This window comes from Paenibacillus sp. BSR1-1 (assembly GCF_030403775.1).
Classification (GTDB): Bacteria; Bacillota; Bacilli; order Bacillales; family Cytobacillaceae; genus Neobacillus.
This window is the reverse complement of record NZ_JAQMWQ010000007.1, coordinates 51,421-70,295: the sequence shown is the minus strand read 5'-3', so window position 1 is coordinate 70,295 and position 18,875 is coordinate 51,421. Positions and strand designations below refer to the sequence as shown.

15 protein-coding genes and 2 pseudogenes are annotated in these 18,875 nt (G+C 39.3%); 13 read left to right on the top strand and 4 right to left on the bottom strand.

Features of this window, described 5'->3' with window-relative positions:
* Positions 1-625: 625 nt before the first annotated feature.
* The 3 genes from PH210_RS13190 (at position 626) to PH210_RS13180 (ending at position 2,450) form a co-directional block, all read left to right on the top strand.
* The gene (locus PH210_RS13190) at positions 626-829 is read left to right on the top strand and encodes a hypothetical protein (RefSeq protein WP_289985986.1); all 204 of its coding nucleotides are present in this window, start codon (positions 626-628) and stop codon (positions 827-829) included.
* A gap of 167 nt (positions 830-996) precedes the next feature.
* Positions 997-1,176 carry a hypothetical protein gene (locus PH210_RS13185; RefSeq protein WP_289985984.1) on the top strand — a complete coding sequence of 60 codons (180 nt, stop codon included), beginning with the start codon at positions 997-999 and terminating at the stop codon, positions 1,174-1,176.
* A 938-nt stretch (positions 1,177-2,114) separates the two neighbouring features.
* Positions 2,115-2,450: a hypothetical protein gene (locus PH210_RS13180; RefSeq protein WP_289985982.1), complete on the top strand. Its 336-nt coding sequence runs from the start codon at positions 2,115-2,117 to the stop codon at positions 2,448-2,450.
* Positions 2,451-3,009: 559 nt separating this feature from the next.
* Here PH210_RS13180 and PH210_RS13175 read toward each other — a convergent pair.
* Positions 3,010-3,258: a hypothetical protein gene (locus PH210_RS13175; RefSeq protein ID WP_289985980.1), complete on the bottom strand. Its 249-nt coding sequence runs from the start codon at positions 3,256-3,258 to the stop codon at positions 3,010-3,012.
* A 530-nt stretch (positions 3,259-3,788) separates the two neighbouring features.
* Here PH210_RS13175 and PH210_RS13170 point away from each other — a divergent pair.
* On the top strand, positions 3,789-4,040 hold the full coding sequence (locus PH210_RS13170; protein ID WP_289985978.1) for a hypothetical protein: 252 nt from the start codon (positions 3,789-3,791) through the stop codon (positions 4,038-4,040).
* Positions 4,041-4,294: 254 nt separating this feature from the next.
* Here PH210_RS13170 and PH210_RS13165 read toward each other — a convergent pair.
* The 3 genes and pseudogenes from PH210_RS13165 to PH210_RS13155 all read right to left on the bottom strand — a co-directional run bounded on the left by PH210_RS13165 (position 4,295) and on the right by PH210_RS13155 (position 8,414).
* A pseudogene (locus PH210_RS13165) lies at positions 4,295-4,866 on the bottom strand (IS110 family transposase).
* 419 nt (positions 4,867-5,285) lie between these two features.
* Positions 5,286-7,769 (bottom strand): annotated as a pseudogene (locus tag PH210_RS13160) (cytochrome P450); the annotation flags it as partial.
* Between the two features lie 72 nt (positions 7,770-7,841).
* Positions 7,842-8,414 carry a TetR/AcrR family transcriptional regulator gene (locus PH210_RS13155; protein WP_289985975.1) on the bottom strand — a complete coding sequence of 191 codons (573 nt, stop codon included), beginning with the start codon at positions 8,412-8,414 and terminating at the stop codon, positions 7,842-7,844.
* A gap of 587 nt (positions 8,415-9,001) precedes the next feature.
* Between PH210_RS13155 and PH210_RS13150 the strand changes: the two genes are divergently transcribed.
* The 9 genes from PH210_RS13150 to PH210_RS13110 all read left to right on the top strand — a co-directional run bounded on the left by PH210_RS13150 (position 9,002) and on the right by PH210_RS13110 (position 18,773).
* A complete protein-coding gene (locus PH210_RS13150; RefSeq protein WP_289985973.1) occupies positions 9,002-10,081 on the top strand; it encodes a nitric oxide synthase oxygenase in 1,080 nt (359 codons plus the stop codon).
* 431 nt (positions 10,082-10,512) lie between these two features.
* Positions 10,513-11,952 (top strand): FAD-binding oxidoreductase, encoded by a 1,440-nt coding sequence (locus PH210_RS13145; RefSeq protein WP_289985970.1) that lies wholly within the window; start codon positions 10,513-10,515, stop codon positions 11,950-11,952.
* Positions 11,942-12,520, top strand: coding sequence for a hypothetical protein (locus PH210_RS13140; RefSeq protein WP_289985968.1), 579 nt, complete (start codon positions 11,942-11,944; stop codon positions 12,518-12,520). Before PH210_RS13145 ends, PH210_RS13140 begins: the two co-directional genes overlap by 11 nt.
* Before the next feature lie 185 nt (positions 12,521-12,705).
* Positions 12,706-13,128 (top strand): heterocycloanthracin/sonorensin family bacteriocin, encoded by a 423-nt coding sequence (locus PH210_RS29765; RefSeq protein ID WP_354669987.1) that lies wholly within the window; start codon positions 12,706-12,708, stop codon positions 13,126-13,128.
* Positions 13,129-13,302: 174 nt separating this feature from the next.
* Positions 13,303-15,264: a putative thiazole-containing bacteriocin maturation protein gene (locus tag PH210_RS13130; RefSeq protein ID WP_289985963.1), complete on the top strand. Its 1,962-nt coding sequence runs from the start codon at positions 13,303-13,305 to the stop codon at positions 15,262-15,264.
* Positions 15,261-17,213: a TOMM precursor leader peptide-binding protein gene (locus PH210_RS13125; protein ID WP_289985961.1), complete on the top strand. Its 1,953-nt coding sequence runs from the start codon at positions 15,261-15,263 to the stop codon at positions 17,211-17,213. Before PH210_RS13130 ends, PH210_RS13125 begins: the two co-directional genes overlap by 4 nt.
* A gap of 199 nt (positions 17,214-17,412) precedes the next feature.
* Entirely contained in the window at positions 17,413-17,835 is a 423-nt protein-coding gene (locus PH210_RS13120; RefSeq protein WP_289985960.1) for a DUF1801 domain-containing protein, read from the top strand.
* Positions 17,836-17,885: 50 nt separating this feature from the next.
* Complete coding sequence (locus PH210_RS13115; RefSeq protein ID WP_223589028.1) at positions 17,886-18,080, top strand: YwbE family protein; 195 nt, start codon at positions 17,886-17,888, stop codon at positions 18,078-18,080.
* Between the two features lie 33 nt (positions 18,081-18,113).
* Positions 18,114-18,773 (top strand): DUF429 domain-containing protein, encoded by a 660-nt coding sequence (locus PH210_RS13110; protein ID WP_289985957.1) that lies wholly within the window; start codon positions 18,114-18,116, stop codon positions 18,771-18,773.
* Positions 18,774-18,875 lie beyond the last annotated feature (102 nt).

The following is an 18,875-nucleotide window of genomic DNA, read 5'->3' as shown; positions in this document are numbered from 1 at the left end:
TAAACCTCATGTCGCAATATCAGTATGACCACAAAAACCCTACTTTCATTCTTTGTGGTGAAGAGATGACTTTTTCGATTCATGGATGGCTAACGGGTGCATTTGTTAAAGATGAGATCGCTGCGGCGGTCTTTTTCTTGTTCAGCTAACAGGGCAGTTTAGTTGAAGAAAAGAGGAATTTCTTATTCTGTATAGAATTTTCAAAGAAAGGATAAAAATGTAATTTTTTTTTGGGGGGTTATTAGTGAATTTTTTGGTCAGTGTTATATCAATCTGTTGTGGATCTTGGATGTCCATTTATTTATATGGTTTATATGCAACACACTCAGCAAAATACAGTCATGGTCTCATAATATTTCCATTATTACTGTTTTCTATTGTCATCTATTGTGTTTATTCAGAAACAAAAAAACTTGAAAAAACACAGTAAAGTTAATTACTGTGTTTTACTATAAAGTATGTTAGCTTCAGCAGACATTTTAGGAAGGTTTGTGAATAATTTTCTTCAACTACCATGGAAGAACGGTTTAAAATTCCATCCTTTGTGGTGAAGCAGTGCTTCATGGATGGCTAACGGGTGCTATTCTTAAAGAAGATAATATCTATTTGTTAAAGGGGAATCCGTATGCCTATCCCAGAAATAACCTTAAAAGTGATAGAGAATATTGCCGACGAAAAGGATGAAATTTATAGAAATTATTTATATTCTATTGATGATATATTTACTTTGTATTCAGTATATATAAATGAAAATGAAGTTGCTGTATGTAATATTAAGAAAATAGAAACTGGATACGCAATTGTTGATTTTATAGTTCTCATAGTGTAATTAAATTAATTGAAAAGAAACTTGAAAATTGGAAGTGATTTCTTCTTCAGCTAACTGGGGGCAAGAGTTAAAGACGGAGATCGCTGCGGCGGTCTTTTTTCTTGTTCAACTATTGAAGCAGTAGAGTTGAAGAACGGATAAAGTTTCTATGTTATGGAGGTGTTGGAATGAAACTTAACAAAATAAATGTCTTAGGTTGGTTCATTATTATATTTTTGGGTATAAGTGAATTCTTTTTTAAAGAAGAACTATCAATGATAACGTCGGGTTTAGGTGGACTTATTTGTGTAATTATTGGTTCAACGTTAATTTTCTATAAAGGTAAAAAAGGAACAGTCAAACATTAGAAAATATGTATATCGTTCTAAGTTTGTGAAGAAATGTACTTAAACTAACGGGGTGCTTGAGTTGCATATGGGATTCCGGAAATGATCGCTGCGGCGGTCTTTTTTTGCTTGTTGTACTAACGGGGTAGGTTAATGAAACAATCATTAAATTAAAACAAAATCAAATTCAATTCTCACTATATATGATTAAGTTGACTATTATACTTGTCCAATTGATATTATAGTAATCTGCATATTATATTACTAGAAAATAGAAAGGAGGCGGATTTAAATATGCCGCTAGTTTTTATTCTACCGGACCTCTTGAAAACCAAATAGATGCTACAGCAGCAAAGTCATCAACCACAGTCTTTACCAAAGTTTTAAACAACCATGAACATACGACAATTACTGCTAAGATTGAAGTTTTTCGTTTAGATGGAACTAAAACATTAATAGACACAGCCACATTAACAATTTCACCAAATTCCTCAGGATTCCTTGTTTCTGATGTTTCAAATGCTTTTGAATTTGAGGTCCAAATCCAAATCAAACCTAGTCGAGATAAAGATGATGTTTTAATTGGAGTTTTTGGAAAAGATGCAGCAGGAAACCTTAACCCAAGTCACCGTTTAGTTCATAAAGAATTAACTCGAATCGATGAACTAACAATTGAATAAAATTAAACACCCAGTATGTATAAAGTAAATAATAAGGCTGTAGAAGTTTTAAAAGAAGGTTCTTCCTCAGCATTTTTGCTCCTTTAACTATAAGTTTGTGAAGAATTGCACTTAATGTAAAGGGTGCTTGAGTTAAACAAGGAGCTGCTACGGCGGCTCCTTTTCTTATTGTGCTATCGGGGCAGGTTAGTACAAGAAGGATAATAGACTTGAAAGTGGAATTATTGACCTTAGTTATGGTTTTCAGTAGTTGAAAAAATTTTAAGGAGAGATAATTCAATGTTAGAGGAAAATAAAAAAATAACATATTCTGGTGAAGAAATAATTGAGGTGTTAAAGGAAATTGAGCTTATCAGGGTATCATTGGCTCAAATGGGTTCTTACTATGGGTCTGTAAAGGGAGGAGATAAAGAGGAAAATAAGAAAAAGAAGGCAGAGTACGAAAAAGAAATACCTAAATTTATTGATAGATATAAAGTATACAAGAGGTTAGCAAAAGCGAGTCATATATTATCGCTTAAATTTGATGATACCTTGGGAAATGATGATATGGGTGACCTCGAAAGAGCAATGGAAGGTCTAAAATATTGGACTAAACCGAATGATAAACCATAAAATAAACCATTTTCTAATTAATCTAATGGGTAAGATTTTTCGATCTGCAATATTTTCAAAATACCGTCATATTCATAAAATAATATATTCTTTATACAACTAACGCAGTGTGTTAGTTGAGGATTAGAAGCTGCCTATGAGGCGGCTTTTTTTATCGCACTAAAGGAATTCAATTGTTTCTTATTGGACATGAAACGGTAACAATAAAGTGTTAATATACCAATAGAACAGAGGTGGTATATTGTTTATTAAGTTAAAAATCTATTGGCATAAAATCAGGGGAATGTACATTAAGGCTTTGTATGACAGCTGCCTTGACCATGAGATAAGGCAAAGGTTACTTAAAAACATGATATACCACGAAGAACCGTTAAAACGACTATCCAGCTAACGGAGTGTAGGAAATAAAGCAGTCATAAATGGCTGCTTTTCTAATTCAACTAACGGTGCAGTTTTGTTGAATAAAAAAAAACTCTTAATTCGTATTTGATGCATAATGTACACCAAGATGAACAAGCCCAAAGTTAAACATTGGGCTTGTCCCAAAGATGGGATTTAGTTAATTTTCGCTTTGGTCAGCATCTACCACATTTGCAAATCCTGCGGGTCCAGGTAAAGCCTTTTTATGGTTACGACATTCACCACAGTTAGCAACACCAGGGTCTGCACTCTCGGCAACCAAAGGACGGACTTGACCCCCGTGTGAAATGAATAAAGGACATGATTCTGTTGAATCTACACATGTCACGATGATTTCACCAGGGTTTGTACCAGCATAAAAACAACATTTTACAGGAGTTGTCGGCATAATTATCACCTCCAAAATTAAACTAGTATATAAAATTCGAGGAGAGATAAAACTGCTTGTACTCAAGTCTATTAAAATTCATTTTGAGTAATATGACTATTTCAGAAATGTAGGGAGTCATTGATTATCTAAGGATAATTTAATTCTTCTTACGAGGGTACTGGGAAGAAATGAACTTAAACTACCATGAAAGTACAAAACAGTGAAAATCTAAAAAAGACAATGCCAAAGTAGACCCAGCAATTTTAATTTTAAAAAAAGCTGAGCCTAAAATTAAACCTTATGTCGCAATATCAGTATGACCACAAAAACCCTACTTTCATTCTTTGTGGTGAAGAGATGATTTTTTCGATTCATGGATGGCTAACGGGTGCTTATCTTAATGATCTGGCTGTTAAAAATGCAGCCTTTTCTTATTGAGCTAACGGAGCATTTAGCGGAAAAAGGTGAAATTTCCCAAGCTACAAAAAACATTATGTTAGGTATAATTAATTTATTAAATAAGGTATCGCTATTAATAGGGTGAGATAATGGATTTATTAGGTGGATTGTCTGTTTTGATTGGTTTGGCATTGATATGGGGCGGAATAGTATATGATAGAGAAAAACATGAAAACGATAGCACTGCACCTGATGTCGATTCATTGATTGGTGCAATAATAACTTTTTTAGCTTTATCGATATTGAGACTGTTGCCATATCAGGTTACCAAAACATTGTTATTTGTATTTGCTTTTATTTGTTTTTGTTTTAGTGTTTATGCATTTACTCACTTGCACTAGTAGTGCTTTAATTTCACAACAAATGGGCTGTTCGGCAGTCCTTTTTTTCTTGTTGTTATTCAACTAAACCAGCTAATAGTTTGTCAATATTTTTCAATAAAAAATAATATTTAGCCATGATATACTAAAAATAAGCATGCCAAATAACCTTCCGCTAACTGTAATCTTATATTCTTCAATTTCCTTTGCCCATCTTATTGAACGACTTTTACATAATTCCTTGATTTTATTAGTCAATGTTACTTCGTTAACAGCTAAAATATCTTCAGATGCTGGGTATGCTTGCAGAGTAAGCAACGACACAACAGAATATAAGTCCCAAAAACACCGTTATATTCAGGGAATATTTGATCTAGAACAGCTTGAAATTGCAGTTTAGTTTGAACATACATCCCCGTTATATTCTCATGTTGCCTTGTAAGATTACGAAGGTTTAAGAGTCGAATTCCACGTTTTTTGTACGGCTCTAAATCCTCTTTATAGTAAAGCTCACAAAGACGATAGGCATCGATGGCATCCGTTTTAACTTTTCGTAAACTAGCACTTTTAGCTCTGTGAGAGATTAATGGATTTACGATATTAATAAATATTGATGTTGCTCTAGAAACTGAACAACTGGTGTATGGTAATGTCCTGTAGCTTCTAAAACCACTGTAGGTTGAATACCAGTTTTATCTTTCATACCTTCCAGAAACTCAAGTAATGATCCTAGCCCATCAAGATCATGATTGATACTAAAGCTTTTACCGTAAGGTTTTCCCTTATCTAAAAAAGCCTGAACTTCACTTTTTCCTTTTGAAACATCCAGACTAACGACTGGATTCATTTTAAATCTCCTCCTAAAATTGAACTTACCAGTAACCCCTAATTCCTCCAGTAGTATCATAGCTTCGCTTGTAATACGAGATCATTGTCCCAACCAGCCTCAAACATGTTTAAACTAGTAGGGGGCGAACGGTTTAGCTGACGGAATCAAGTCCCACGGGTGCGGACGTTCTACCCTGGCTACTGTTATAATAAGACCATATAAATAAAGGTCAACCAGAAATATTTTCTTATCTGGTTAACCTTATAATACGAATGGGTGCGTTTGTAAAATAATAAATAGATTCCGAATTGGATTTCATAGTTCATAAAATTAGCCATAAGAAGTCCCTGACATCATCTAATATGAAAATAGTAGGGACTTCAATCTAATTATTATGGCTTCGATTCGACCATTTCATCGTGGACTATTATATCTAAATAAAATTTCGTTTTTTTTGGCGGCAATAACTCGAGAAACCGTTCAAATGGCATTTGGCAAGATTCGAATTTTTCTATAAGATCGAGCATGGTTATTCCTTTGTTTATCACTAGTTCTTGATAGACTCCTTCCACCAGCAAGGCTTCAAGTTCACGCTTATGCGGCGGGCAAACTGTAAACGAAGCTAGCTCACGTAGTTGTTTTAGTGTTGCGGCTTGCTCCAAGTCAACAAAATGACGAAGCAGATAATCAATACGGATTGGTTGATTTAATGGGAAATGACGTAAATTACTATTTGCTGATGACAAAATGACAAGATCATCATGAGTGATTCCATATCTTTGTAAAGCCCTATTGATGTTTACGCAGCTATTTGCAGAAAACACATCGAGATAATCCCCATGATGAAAGGTAACCTCATCAGCTTTTGCTATTAGTTGCTTACTGCTAACATTTACAATAAGTTTACAGTCGTTTAGTACGATTTCGTACTTACCATCCATAAGTTTATCCTCTGATTTGTCGAGGTACCGAATAGTTAGTTTGTCTGTTGTTTCCTTTTCTTTTTTAATCAGTGTCAGCCTGAAAGTATCGATGGCATCCGACCACATCTTTTTTTTCCATTCTTCCACTTGGTAATCAAAATTACCACTGGCATCCGCCTCGCCTCTCTCCGAAAACCTAGAGGCACCTTTCGCTGCGAGCATTTCGTCAATCAATCTTGGGACCTTCTGATACGTACTTGCCCAGTTGCGGTCGCCGCAGCCTAACACTGCGTATTGAACCCCTTTTAGAGAAGCTGAATCGGCTTGTTCTAGCCATTGGACAAACTTTCGAGCATTCTTTGTCGGATTTCCGTTATAAGAGGAAGTAACGATTATAACGGCCCCATTTGTGGGCAGGTTTCCAACGTAATCATTTAATTCAGCCGCTTTACTTTCGACACCATAGCTGCTGGCCGTTTGGGCAAGTTCTTTTGCAATTCGCTCTGCTACACCCAGATTTGATCCGTAAAGGACGTGTAATGTCCGATTGTTAACGCCGCTGATGGTAACAGGTTGAACTTGGTGATCGTATATACTGGGCAGTTGACTTTCAAAAGGACTTTTAACCTTTTTATCCCGTGCTTTAACACGCAGTCTAAACATATCAGGCTTTAATGTTAAGGTTTGTTTCACCTTTAATTGATAGTTGGTGTCATCAATTAACTCAAAATGCTGTAAAATCATACCTAATACTAATGTCGCCTCATGAAGGGCAAATTGCATCCCAATGCAAGCACGCTGACCATTTCCAAAGGGCTTATAGGCATGGGGTGGAATTTTGCTGGGATCTGCAAACCGCTCGGGACGAAATTCTTCTACATCATCTCCCCAGGCTGATTTATCCCGATGAAGCTGCGGCAAAAGTATGGCAATATTTTCACCTTTATTTATTTTGTATTTACCGCCAATAACCGTATCTTCTTTTGCATATAAGGCGAATTGCGGAGCTGTCGGATATAATCTCAAAGACTCGTGTAAAATCATTCGAATGTATTTTAACTCAAGAACCTGCTGATAGCTTGGAGCAGACTCAGTTAGAACATGATCAACCTCCTCATAGGCCGTTTTTAATACATCTGGATTCTTTAACAAAAGGAATAAGGCAAATGATAATAAACCACTAGTTGTTTCATGGCCGGCAATGAGAAAGGTGATGATTTGACTCCGAATGTTTTCATCATCCAGATGATCACCTGTTTCAGGATCTTTTGCATAGAGCATTCGTGCTAGTAAATCGGTTTCACCTTGGTCGCCACCCGTTTTTCGTTCCGCAATTAACTGATCTACCAAGGCAGACATAACATCAATGTCCTTGGCGAATTGCCGATTAGTCAGTACCTTGAGTTTTTGTTGAATCGGAAGCCTTGTGCTTCGATGCATTGCTTCATCCAACGCCCTAACCATGCTAACGATAAAAGGATCATGCTCTTCCCGGTAAAAGCTGTTAAAGCGATAGTTAAAACCACATAAACCAATCGTATCCAAAGTGAGCCTCGTCATATTATCGGGAATATCAATACTATCTTTTGGGTTTAACCGTGCCCATTTATCTACAAGCTGCTGAGCGATATCGACCATCATAGCGTGATATCCTCTCATTGCCTGCTGACTGAAAGCAGGAAGCAGGATATTATGAGCCTTTTTCCAGTTAGGATCTTTGGTCAGTGATGTAAAAAGGCCGCCGCTGCCTAGCGCACGTAAATGATGCAAGGCAACCGCAATGCTCTTGTCAAAGCGGGATTCATCACAAAGCTCTGCGACTAATTCATGGCCGGAAACGAAAAGAAGGGACAAACTAAAAGCCTGGAAGCGATAAATCGGACCAAGTTCTTCCGCAATTTTACAAAATGATTGTGTCGGGGCATCTTTATCAATTAATGGCAGGTTTCCTAGTGGTCCAAACGTTTTAGGCTGAGGGATTGGCAAGTATTCTTCCATAATCCATAAAATCTCCTTTCTATTTTAAAAAAGCAGAATCCTTGAACTAAACAATCAGAAATGTTTTAGCAGTTACTTGTTTCCTAGAATCCCGTATAGGATAACATTAGCAATTTCTTCCTCTAGATTTTCCGCCGGTATCTTCTCTGAAATTAAGTCTGCCTGCATTTTTTCGAAATTAAGAATTGACCAAATCGCTGTGGTGATGCCCAGTTCATAGAGTAGAGTTTGTACTGGCGACAACTCTTTATTAGATAGAGTTTTTAGCAAATGTTTCATATTTTGATCATTCGTATAGACCTGATTTAAAAACATTTTGGCCAGCTCTGGATGATTAGGCGCCTCCCTAAAGAGAATATTAAAGCTGTCCAGATTGCGCCGTACAAGTTCCACCCTTTCCTTTACAATTTCTCTAACCTGCTCAGGGGTGTGGTCAGAATGGTTGACGGTGCTGTTATACAAGGCAGGAGTAATGCAGGCAAGGAAAATATCTTTTTTTCCTTTAAAGTGTTTATAAAGAGCAGCCTCCGATACGCCGACTCTTCTTGCAATCTCTGCTGTTGTTGCACCGTTGTACCCGCGTTCGGCAAATATTTCTCGTGCATTTTGAATAATTTTATCTTTTGTCTCCAATTGTGTTCCCATCTTAAGACCACCTTACAGGTTAGTGAATACTCACTAACTTTACACTATTCAGAATATTTATAGTAGTGAAAAAATGACTATTTTTTATTTTGAAATTTAGAAACGTCAAAGTAGAATGAGGCTGCTTTGTTTCGTATATGTGGTATTCGATGAGGGTAAATAGAGGAGCTAAGACACATTGTAAAAACAATAAATAATCTCTAAGTTTCTCCAATTAATGGTGCGTTTCTAGAATGCGTGTAAGACGTTTTTTTATGTACCCGTAAGGGTTTGTACTCGACGCTTTTAGAAATGATGATTTAACCGCAGATGGTGATAAGTTGAATGACACATGTTTTTATACTTAATGTCATAAAGTTTAAAATTGTGAATGATTATACTTAAACTAAAGGGTGCTAGAGTTTAAGGGGGATTGCTGCGGAGATCCCTTTTTCTTGTTGTGCTAACGGAGTAGGATTGTTGAAATGGGATGGAAATCTCTTTGGGTTAAATGGTAAAGTTGATTTTGAAACAATATTATTTGTTTAGGCTTGGATCTTTTTTACATAATAGGATATTATCTGCCATATGCCCAAGGAGGATTTGTTTTGATTACTGATTTACTAAAGGAAGCTGAGGAATTTATCCGGACCTGTTATAGAGAATTAAATAAAACAGAGCAGGAAGTGGAACATAGATTGAATGAATTGAATGAACAGATACGGAATAAAGGTTTTTATGAACACACCAATCTAGAGCTTGAATATGGGGCAAAAATGGCTTGGCGTAATAGTAACCGTTGTATAGGAAGATTATTTTGGGATCAATTAAACGTGATCGATAAGAGGAACCTAAAGACAGAAGAAGAAATTATCGAAGCCTTATTTGAACACATTGAATATGCAACGAATAAGGGTCGAATACGCCCTACAATCACCATTTTTTCACAAAAAGCTTCGAACCAAAAAGTTCGTATATGGAATCACCAATTAATTCGCTATGCAGGTTACAAAACGGAACAAGGTGTTTTAGGGGATCCACACTCCATTTCCTTTACCGAGACCTGTATAGATTTAGGATGGGAACCGAAGTTTGGAAATTTCGATGTTTTACCCTTAGTCGTTCAAATAAATGATCATCATCCAAAAGTAGCCCAGATTCCAGAAAAGCTTCTTCTCGAAGTGCCAATTCGTCATCCCAATTACAAATGGTTTAATGATTTAAATTTGAAATGGTATGCAGTACCGATGATCTCGGATATGATTTTAGAAATTGGCGGCATTACGTATACCGCAGCACCTTTTAATGGCTGGTATATGGGGACTGAGATAGGGGCAAGGAACTTTGCGGATGAATCGCGGTATAATATGCTTCCTCAAATAGGAAAATTAATGGGGTTGGACATAAAAAGTAATATATCTTTATGGAAGGATAGGGCACTCTTAGAATTGAATACTGCAGTTTTACATTCCTTTAAGGAGGATGGGGTTAGTATTGTAGACCATCATACGGCTGCACAACAATTCAAAAAATTCGAAGAAAAAGAAAGGGCAAGTGAAAGGTCTATTACAGGCGACTGGACGTGGCTTATTCCACCACTGTCACCAGCTGCAACCCATATTTTCCACAAACCATATAATAATGACATTAAAAAACCCAATTATTTTTATCAACCTAACCCATATTAATTTTTTAGTGTAGTCCACAAAAATCTTCGTTTTATAATTTAATATTCTGGTTTTTCAATGGTGCTTATTAACTAACAGTGTAGGATGCCTAAATAATGCATCTACTCTTCCTTGTTCGATTAGCGAGTTAGATTGTGAAATACTGTACTTAAAGTAACGGGTAGCAAGAGTTGAACGATTACGAAGGTAAGGCGCCGTGTTTAATATAGAGTTGGTGTCGGAGGAGGAATTGTTCGAAAACTTTTTTTAATAGTAATAAATATCCGCTGGCCATTCCTGGTCAGCTTTTTTGTTTTAAAAACAGGATGCAACTGATTATAGGCTGGAAAATATTTGTTTTAAACAATTGAAACATTTGATACAATTAGTGTAAAATTACACTATAAAAATAGATTGAGCGAGGAGGCCTTCATATCAAGAAAATTGTTTGCGTGATCATTTTTCTTGTTGCTTTCACTTTTTCCGCTTCATTTGCTTGTTTCCAGTATTCATTAAGTCATTATGCTGATGACATGTACCAAAACCATACCATCCAGGATGTCGGCAGACTCCTGCCAACGAAAATTGAACGGATTGAAAAAGGGAAAGAAGCAGACCAGATTGCCCATATCCTAAAAAAAGCCCAAAGCGAGGGATTAAAGGTCAGCATTGCTGGGAAAAGGCGCTCCCAGGGCGGACATACTTATTACCCGGATGGGGTTGTGTTGGATATGACGAGTTTTAATAGAATTCTAGAAATCGATAAAAAGAGAAAAACCATCCATGTCCAAAGCGGGGCGACATGGGATGACATCCAAAAAGCCCTGGCACCGGAAGGGCTCGCTGTAAAAGTCATGCAAAGCCAGAATATTTTTACTGTCGGTGGAGCGGTCAGCGTAAATGTGCATGGGAGGGACATTAAGAACGAATCCCTTAGCAATTCAATTAATTGGTTTCATTTATTGCTTCCAAACGGGAAAATTGTCAAAGTCGACCGGCAAAGCGAACCGGAATTATTCAAGGATGTTTTAGGCGGATACGGTCTATTTGGTATCATTTTAGATGTGGAATTGCAGGTGACGGATGATGAAGTGTATGAGATTAGTTCGAAAAAGGTAAGCGTTGAGGAATTTCCGGAATATGTCCAATCCATAAGGGAAAATCCCGAGGTGAAAATGGCTTATGCGCGAATTTCAGTTGCACCGAAAACCTCGATGGACAGCATGTTTGTCGTCGAATACCATAAAACGAAGCAGCCCCTGACTGAAAAACTTCGAAAGTTGAAAGAAGACCAACAGCCATTTTTGACCTACTCCTTTTTAAATCTGTCCCGCAAAACCAGCTTCGGAAAAGACTGGCTTTGGTATCTGCAGGAAAAATACATCCTATCCCTTGATAAAACGCTGATATCAAGAAACAATGCCATGCGTTCGGAAAGTGATTTTTTGCTATATAAAAACCAAAAGAACACCGACACACTGCAGGAATTTTTTATCCCCATCGATGAGTATCCTTCCTATGTCAAAGACATGAAGGAGTTTCTGAAAAAAGATGACATTAATCTGCTTAACTTCACCATCCGCTATGTATCTAAGGACGATTCATCGAGACTTTCGTATGCCAAGACCGACATGATTGCCCTTGTGGCATTATTCAACCATGGGAAACAAAAACAGGATATGGAAAAAGCGCAGCAAGCCATTCAAGAGATGATTGATATTACCTTAAGGCACAATGGAACCTTTTATTTACCTTATTACCCATACGCTTCGAAAAAACAATTGCTTGAAGCCTACCCTAACTTTAATGAATTCGTTAAAGAAAAGGAAAAATACGACCCGAATGAGAATATCACAAGTCTGTTTTATGAGAGGTACCGCAATGAAAACTAAACTGATGATCCGGGGAAGCGTACTTGTTATTCAAACTGCGGTATTCCCCTACTACTTGCTCTTTTTGAAAAATATAGGGGAAACTTACAGCGCTTTTTCTGTGCTTTACGCCATATTCGCTTTATCATCAGCAGCCTGTTTCTTTGCACTAACCTGGATTCCACATCAAATTCCGCTTCATAAAATGTACAGCGTTTCGTTGTTCGGACTAGGGATGTCGATGATTTCGGTGCCGTTCGCCCATAATATTTTCCACGTTTGCTTCATCCAATGCTTTATGGGAATCTGCCTAGCTCTTTATAAATTATCGGAAAAAGAATTTGATAAAAAAGACAATCTAAGCTGGAAAAAGGAAAATATCCATCAATTCATTTTGCAGCTGATCATCGTGGCAAGCATATTTGGTGCAGGCTTTATATTTGACTGGTTCTCCGTCCACATGCTGTTTTATCTGGCGGGAGCATGGTATTTGGTCAATGGTTGGCTGGCAAGGACCATGGGGGGGAGCGAAAGAAGAAAAGCAGTCTCTATTAAAAGTACAGGCATAAGAAAATTCAAAGACATATAAAAGGCTGACCAATTGGTCAGCCTTTTTTCATAACCTAAGGAAATTTGTTGGATTACCCATCATGGCCCGGAATCAAAGAAAATAGGCCTTTGAATCAGTTGCAATACCTATACAATTACATAATTTGTTGAAGAGAAGACTTTAGGTATTAGTGGATATATCTGTAAGCCTATTGTTTTCTTGTCATGATGTCTCTGTCCCTTTTTCATGTGGCCGGCAAGTCATGTCGATTTTATATACTATACGGAGGTATGAAAATGAATCCTTGGCAAAACGAACTCCAAATGTTGAATGTTGGTGATTTCCAGGCGAGCGAAGCCGTTCCTTTTGACTTAAACCAGTACTATATTGATCAGGCGCGTCAATTAGGTGGCCTTGGCGGAATCGGTGGTATCGGCGGTATCGGTGGTATCGGCGGTTTTCATCGCTGTTCTAGCTGTTTTAGTTGTTCTAGCTGCTTTAGTTGTTCTAGTTGCTTTAGTTGTTCTAGCTGCTTTAGTTGTTCTAGTTGCTTTAGTTGTTCTAGTTGTTTTCATCATTGCGGCGGTCATCGCTGTGGAGGCTGTGGAGGCTGTGGCCGATGCGGCGGCCACCGTTGCGGCGGTTAAAAGCTCTAGTTTTGGAACAATACAGTGGTCCCCCCATGTAAAGAGAACGCCCCTGCCTGAGTTTTTGCAGGGGTGTTCTGTTTTAGATAGACATATGGGACAACTGGAGATACATAGGATGATAGTGATGAATTGATGCAGATTTGGGGACAATTGCGGCTAAGGAGGAACGATATGACAAGTTTGAACCCTTCTATGCGTTTGAAAATAAAAAGGGACACTTTTTATCTTCCTGATTCTAACAATGGTGTGTATTTTCGGAACAACTTAAGCTCGTTCCGTATGGAAGGCAGTTCGATTAATCAGTGGGTTGAAAAGCTGATTCCGATGTTCAACGGAGAGTACACGCTAGAGAATTTAACAGACGGATTACCGGGCCCATACAGGGAACGGGTGTATGAAATTGCGGAAGTGCTGTATCGAAATGGGTTTGTCAGCGATGTAAGCAAAGACCATCCACATCAATTGGAGGATCACTTGATTAAAAAGTACGGTCCCCAAATTGAATTTGTGAACAGTTTTGTCGATTCGGGGGCATACCGTTTTCAAACCTACCGGCAGGCCAAAGTGCTGGCAGTTGGATCGGGTCCTTTTTTTAGTTCGTTAGTTGCATCGTTGCTGGAATCGGGTTTGCCTAAATTCAAACTGCTAATCACGGATAAAAAACCGACTAATAGACGGCAGATAATGGAACTAGCAGCGCATGCTCGTAAAACAGATTATGAGGTGGAAGTAGAGGAAATGGCATTAGAGGAGAATGGGGTTAGATTTTGGAGGGAAATCATCCAATCATTTGATGCCGTTTTATATGTGTCAGAGGAAGGTGATCTCGAGGAACTGCGGCTTCTTCATTCGGTTTGCCTGGAAGAGAAGAAGATTTTTCTCCCCTCTATTTGCCTGCAAAAGGTCGGGATAGCTGGTCCGCTAGTACATCAGGACTCTGACGTGTGCTGGGAGTCTGCGTGGAGGCGATTGCACCATTCTGTGCTTATGAAAGACAGGCAATTAGCCGGATTCTCTTCCAAAGCGGGAGCGATGTTGGCAAATGTAATTGTATTTGAATTGTTTAAAGAGATTACTGGAGTGACCAAATCAAAACAAAATAATAATTTCTTCCTGCTTGATTTGGATACGATGGAAGGAAAATGGCATTCGTTCTTTCCGCATCTACTCGTGACTGGACGAAAATCGGCTAAATGGGTGGAGGATACCGAGATACTGGCCGAACATGGCTTGAGAAAAGGTGAGCCAAGTGAATTGCTTCTTTACTTCCACCAGTTAACATCAAAGGAATCAGGAATTTTTCATATTTGGGAAGAGGGGGATTTAAAGCAGCTTCCGTTAGCTCAATGCCGCGTCCAAGCCGTTAATCCATTGTCGGAGGGCCCTGCCGGATTACTGCAAGAGATAGTTTGTACAGGTCTGACACACGAGGAGGCAAGAACAGAGGCAGGGTTTGCTGGGATTGAATCATATGCAGCTCAAATGGTCGATTTGATTGTTCCAACACTATCATCACATACAGCTGGTAATAGTTTGATAGAATCACAAGAATTCTTCGGCATTGGTGCAGGGGAAACCGTTGCGGAAAGTGTATCTCGCGGATTGCAAAAGTGTTTGGAAGAGGAACTGCGCAAGCAGCATCTTGATAAAAAGAATTTTGTCGCACAAGTGCAGATTAGAAAAATGGAAGACGAAAGGTGCAAGTTTTATTTGCAGTCATTGACTACCTTGCAGGGAACGCCAATGATCGGATTAGGCAAGGAAATACTGGGTTTCCCTGTGGTATGGGTTGGAACGAATGATGGATGGTATCGCAGTGTTGACTTGAATATAACGCTGGCTTTACGGAAAGCGTTACAAAACGCTGTTTTTGGAGTTCAAAACCAATCATCATTCAGCCCGGCGCTGCCACTGAAGCATAGTTCAGTCCATCTCGAGGACAAGGAGCCGCAGAATATTGATATCCCTGCCAAAAATGAAAGGGTCGAAGCTCAGACTCTAAAGTCTGCATTAGAAGTGCTGGAACGAAACCATAAGCGGCTTTTGGTCTTTGAGCTGGAGCTTGAGCCTTTTATAAAAGAGAAATTGGCAGGAGTGTTTGGTGTATTGCTTAAAGGGGAGGAATCCAGGTGAACCCAGTTGTATTGGTTGTCGGAGAAGGGGTGGTGGCGGACCGTGTGTGCGAAGAATTATTCACCCATTACCATGTAGTACGTCAAACCCAATTTGGGGCATTTATACCGAAAAAAATGGATTTAGCTCTGGTGTTGCAGGATGCCTGGAGTCCCTCTGACCATCAAAAGGCAGATGAGGTTTTTAGGAGAACCGGCACCCCATGGCTGCGAGGCTTCGTTTCATTTGGAGAGGGTATCGTCGGGCCATTTGTTCAACCGGGGAAACCGGGGTGTTCTCATTGTTCAGATATACGGCGTTACATGGCAATGGCAGGACGCGACCGGAAAGAGATGAGGGAGATGCATGGGAGGCTGAAGGAGGTCGGTGGAATACAGCAGGATGCCTGGGCATCTTATACAGGGCTTTTGCAACTGGCCCATTTCATTGGGGCAGAAGTAGACCGAATTTTGCAAGGTAACGAGGCCCGCTCGGAAAGTCAGATAGGTTTAATCAATTTGAAAACCTTAACGAGTTCATGGCACACCTTCCTGCCTGTCCCATTGTGTCCGGTTTGCAGTGGTATCCCCGACGATACGGAGGAGGCTGCCCGCATTTCATTGCAGCCAAGTCTTAAGGTCAGTGCTGACAGTTACCGCAGCCGATCATTGGAGGAACTGAAGGAGGTGCTGGTTAAAGATTATCTGGATCATCGGACTGGCTTGTTAAATGAAAAAATGGTTTATCTCGTGCCGCCATTTGCCGATGTCAGTGTCAATCTGCCTTTGCTGCAGGGGGATGAGGGAACTGCAGGCAGAACCAATTCGTATGAAGTAAGTGAGTTAACCGCCATTTTGGAAGGGCTAGAGCGGTACTGCGGACTAGAACCCCGCGGGAAACGGACAGTAGTCTACGATAGTTTCATGAATTTGAAAAATAAAGCACTCGATCCTATCAAAGTTGGTGTGCATGGAAAGGAACAGTATGAGCGGAGTGGATTTCCATTCCAAGCTTTTAATCCTGAACGACCAATGAATTGGGTTTGGGGTTATTCATTTTTGGAAGAGCGTCCCATTCTTGTACCCGAATTGCTTGCTTATTACAGTTTGGGATGCGGGCAGCATGAATTTGTCTATGAAACTTCAAACGGATGCGCATTAGGCGGAAGCCTGGAAGAATCGATATTCTACGGAATTATGGAAGTGGTGGAGCGTGATTCATTTCTGATGACCTGGTATGCGCAGTTGCCCTTGCCTCGTCTGGACCCAACTTCCTCAGACGATCAAGAATTACAGTTGATGATCGATCGCATGCGGGCCGTTGCGGGATATGATCTGTATTTATATAACTCGACAATGGAGCATGGAATTCCAAGTATTTGTGCTATTGCGAAAAACAGAAAGCAAAAAGGATTGAATCTCATCTGTGCAGCTGGAGCCCATCTCGACCCGTTGCGTGCGGTTAAAAGTGCGGTTCATGAGCTGGCCGGCATGATGCTGACTCTTGATGAGAAATTTGAGGCAAACCAAGAGGAATATTTAAGAATGTTACAGGATGCATCCTTGGTGAAAAAAATGGATGATCATGGCATGGTCAACGGTTTACCGCAGGCAGAGGAGCGTTTTAGTTTTTTACTGGATGATAATCGGCCATTGCGAACGTTTGCTGAAGAGTTCCATTGGAGGTCGAATCATACGGATCTTACTGAAGATCTGAAGGATATTCTTCAAGTATTTCGCCAATTGAATCTTGATGTGATTGTGGTAGACCAGACGACACCGGAATTGATACGGAACGGATTGTTTTGCGTAAAAGTGCTGATTCCTGGGATGCTGCCGATGACTTTCGGACATCACCTTACCCGCGTAACGGGTCTGGAGCGGGTGCTTAAGGTTCCGGTGGAACTTGGATATTTGAAAAATCCTCTGACAGTTGATCAGCTCAATCCACATCCGCATCCGTTTCCATAAGGGGTGGCTAGGATGTCCAGGTCCCCATCAGTTTTTACCGAAATCGCCCTTGGTTGAAGGGGAGTTTGAATAGTTAACTATTAAAAACCTTGCAGATTAACCCAGCAAGGTTTTTGCTATAATGGGAGAGAGAAATAATTGGAAAAATTAATTATACAATAAGGCTGGCTGAATACCGTTATAAGGAGGGATAGATATCATGTATGAACTAAAAACAAAAGAAACGGAAAACAGTGTTATTGAGTTTATTGAGAAAGTGGATAGCCTTAAGAAACGGGAAGACGCGTATAAACTTTTAGATATTTTTACCGAAACCACTGGTTATCCAGCAAAGATGTGGGGACCGAGTATTATCGGATTTGGTTCCTATCATTATAAATATGAATCTGGCCACGAGGGCGATGCCCCGCTTGTTGGCTTTTCTCCTCGAAAAGCCAAAATCAGTTTGTATTTTGCACCGGGTGATACAAAGCGAGAGGAACTGTTAAAGGACTTCGGAAAATATACAACAGGAAAAGCGTGTGTATATATCAATAAGGTTGCCGATATTGATGTAGAAGTTTTAAAAGAGTTAATTAACCAATCTGTTTTGTTCTTGAAAGAAACCTATCCGAATGAATAAAGGGGAACAATGCCAGCTGCTGTTCCTCTATCTGAAAGGAGATAATTGAAATGTCAGGCACGATACGAGAAAATATTAAACCCGGAATTAAAGTACGGGTTGTACAAAAACAAGACCAGCGTACCGGGAAATTAACAGAGGGTGTGGTCGCAAAATTACTAACCAAATCTGCCACACATCCGCACGGTATTAAGGTAATGCTGGAGAGCGGTATTGTTGGCAGAGTGAAGGAAATCGTGAATTAATCGGTCATAACAGTAGAAAGAGAAGGCCATTTTATGAGAGTAATCGGTATTGATTTGTCCGGACCTAGCAATCATAGGGATACGGTTCTTTCAGTGTTTGAAACACAAGGGAGCTATATAAAATTTGTTAAATGGATTAGTCCTGTAAGTGATCAGGGAATCTTGAATGAGATTTTAGAACAAGGTCAATTAGACGAAGTCGTTGTAGGCATTGATGCCCCATTATCCTATGAAGATGGGGGAGGAGACAGGCAAGGTGACCGTGAACTTAGAAAGTTTATTACAGCATTAGGGATGAAGCAGGGATCCATCATGACGCCCACTATGACCAGAATGGTCTATCTAACCGTAAGAGGAATTAAGCTCAGCAGAGAAATTGAAAGTCTTAAAACTCCTAATCCTATTTCGATGGTAGAAGTGCATCCTGGGGCTGTTATTGGCTCAAGGATTTCTCCAGATGATTTGAAGTATGTTTTGATCTACAAACAAAATCTATCAGCGAGAAAGTTTATTTGGGACTGGCTCGGAAAGCAAAACTTAACAGAACTCCCCATATTAAAAGAAGAGCAAAGTCATTTTATCGATGCTTGTGCAGCAGCATTGGGTGCGTGGCATTGGAAGGATTCTTCATTAGGACCGAAATGGATTTTCCCTGCAACTCCTCCTTTGCATCCCTATGACCTTTGTTGTTGATTTTCCTATTAATGTTGATTAAAAATGATGACCTTGCTGCCATGCAGCAAGGTTTCTTTAATATAAAAGTGGCTATTTAGTTGTGAAATTCCCTTTCGAATG

Excerpts from the sequence above, each read along its gene's own strand:
- PH210_RS13190 (WP_289985986.1), top strand. The coding sequence starts at position 626 with ATGCCTATCCCAGAAATAACCTTAAAAGTGATAGAGAATATTGCCGAC.
- PH210_RS13185 (WP_289985984.1), top strand. The coding sequence starts at position 997 with ATGAAACTTAACAAAATAAATGTCTTAGGTTGGTTCATTATTATATTT.
- PH210_RS13180 (WP_289985982.1), top strand. The coding sequence starts at position 2,115 with ATGTTAGAGGAAAATAAAAAAATAACATATTCTGGTGAAGAAATAATT.
- PH210_RS13175 (WP_289985980.1), bottom strand. The coding sequence starts at position 3,258 with ATGCCGACAACTCCTGTAAAATGTTGTTTTTATGCTGGTACAAACCCT.
- PH210_RS13170 (WP_289985978.1), top strand. The coding sequence starts at position 3,789 with ATGGATTTATTAGGTGGATTGTCTGTTTTGATTGGTTTGGCATTGATA.
- PH210_RS13155 (WP_289985975.1), bottom strand. The coding sequence starts at position 8,414 with ATGGGAACACAATTGGAGACAAAAGATAAAATTATTCAAAATGCACGA.
- PH210_RS13140 (WP_289985968.1), top strand. The coding sequence starts at position 11,942 with ATGAAAACTAAACTGATGATCCGGGGAAGCGTACTTGTTATTCAAACT.
- PH210_RS29765 (WP_354669987.1), top strand. The coding sequence starts at position 12,706 with ATGATGTCTCTGTCCCTTTTTCATGTGGCCGGCAAGTCATGTCGATTT.
- PH210_RS13130 (WP_289985963.1), top strand. The coding sequence starts at position 13,303 with ATGACAAGTTTGAACCCTTCTATGCGTTTGAAAATAAAAAGGGACACT.
- PH210_RS13120 (WP_289985960.1), top strand. The coding sequence starts at position 17,413 with ATGTATGAACTAAAAACAAAAGAAACGGAAAACAGTGTTATTGAGTTT.
- PH210_RS13115 (WP_223589028.1), top strand. The coding sequence starts at position 17,886 with ATGTCAGGCACGATACGAGAAAATATTAAACCCGGAATTAAAGTACGG.
- PH210_RS13110 (WP_289985957.1), top strand. The coding sequence starts at position 18,114 with ATGAGAGTAATCGGTATTGATTTGTCCGGACCTAGCAATCATAGGGAT.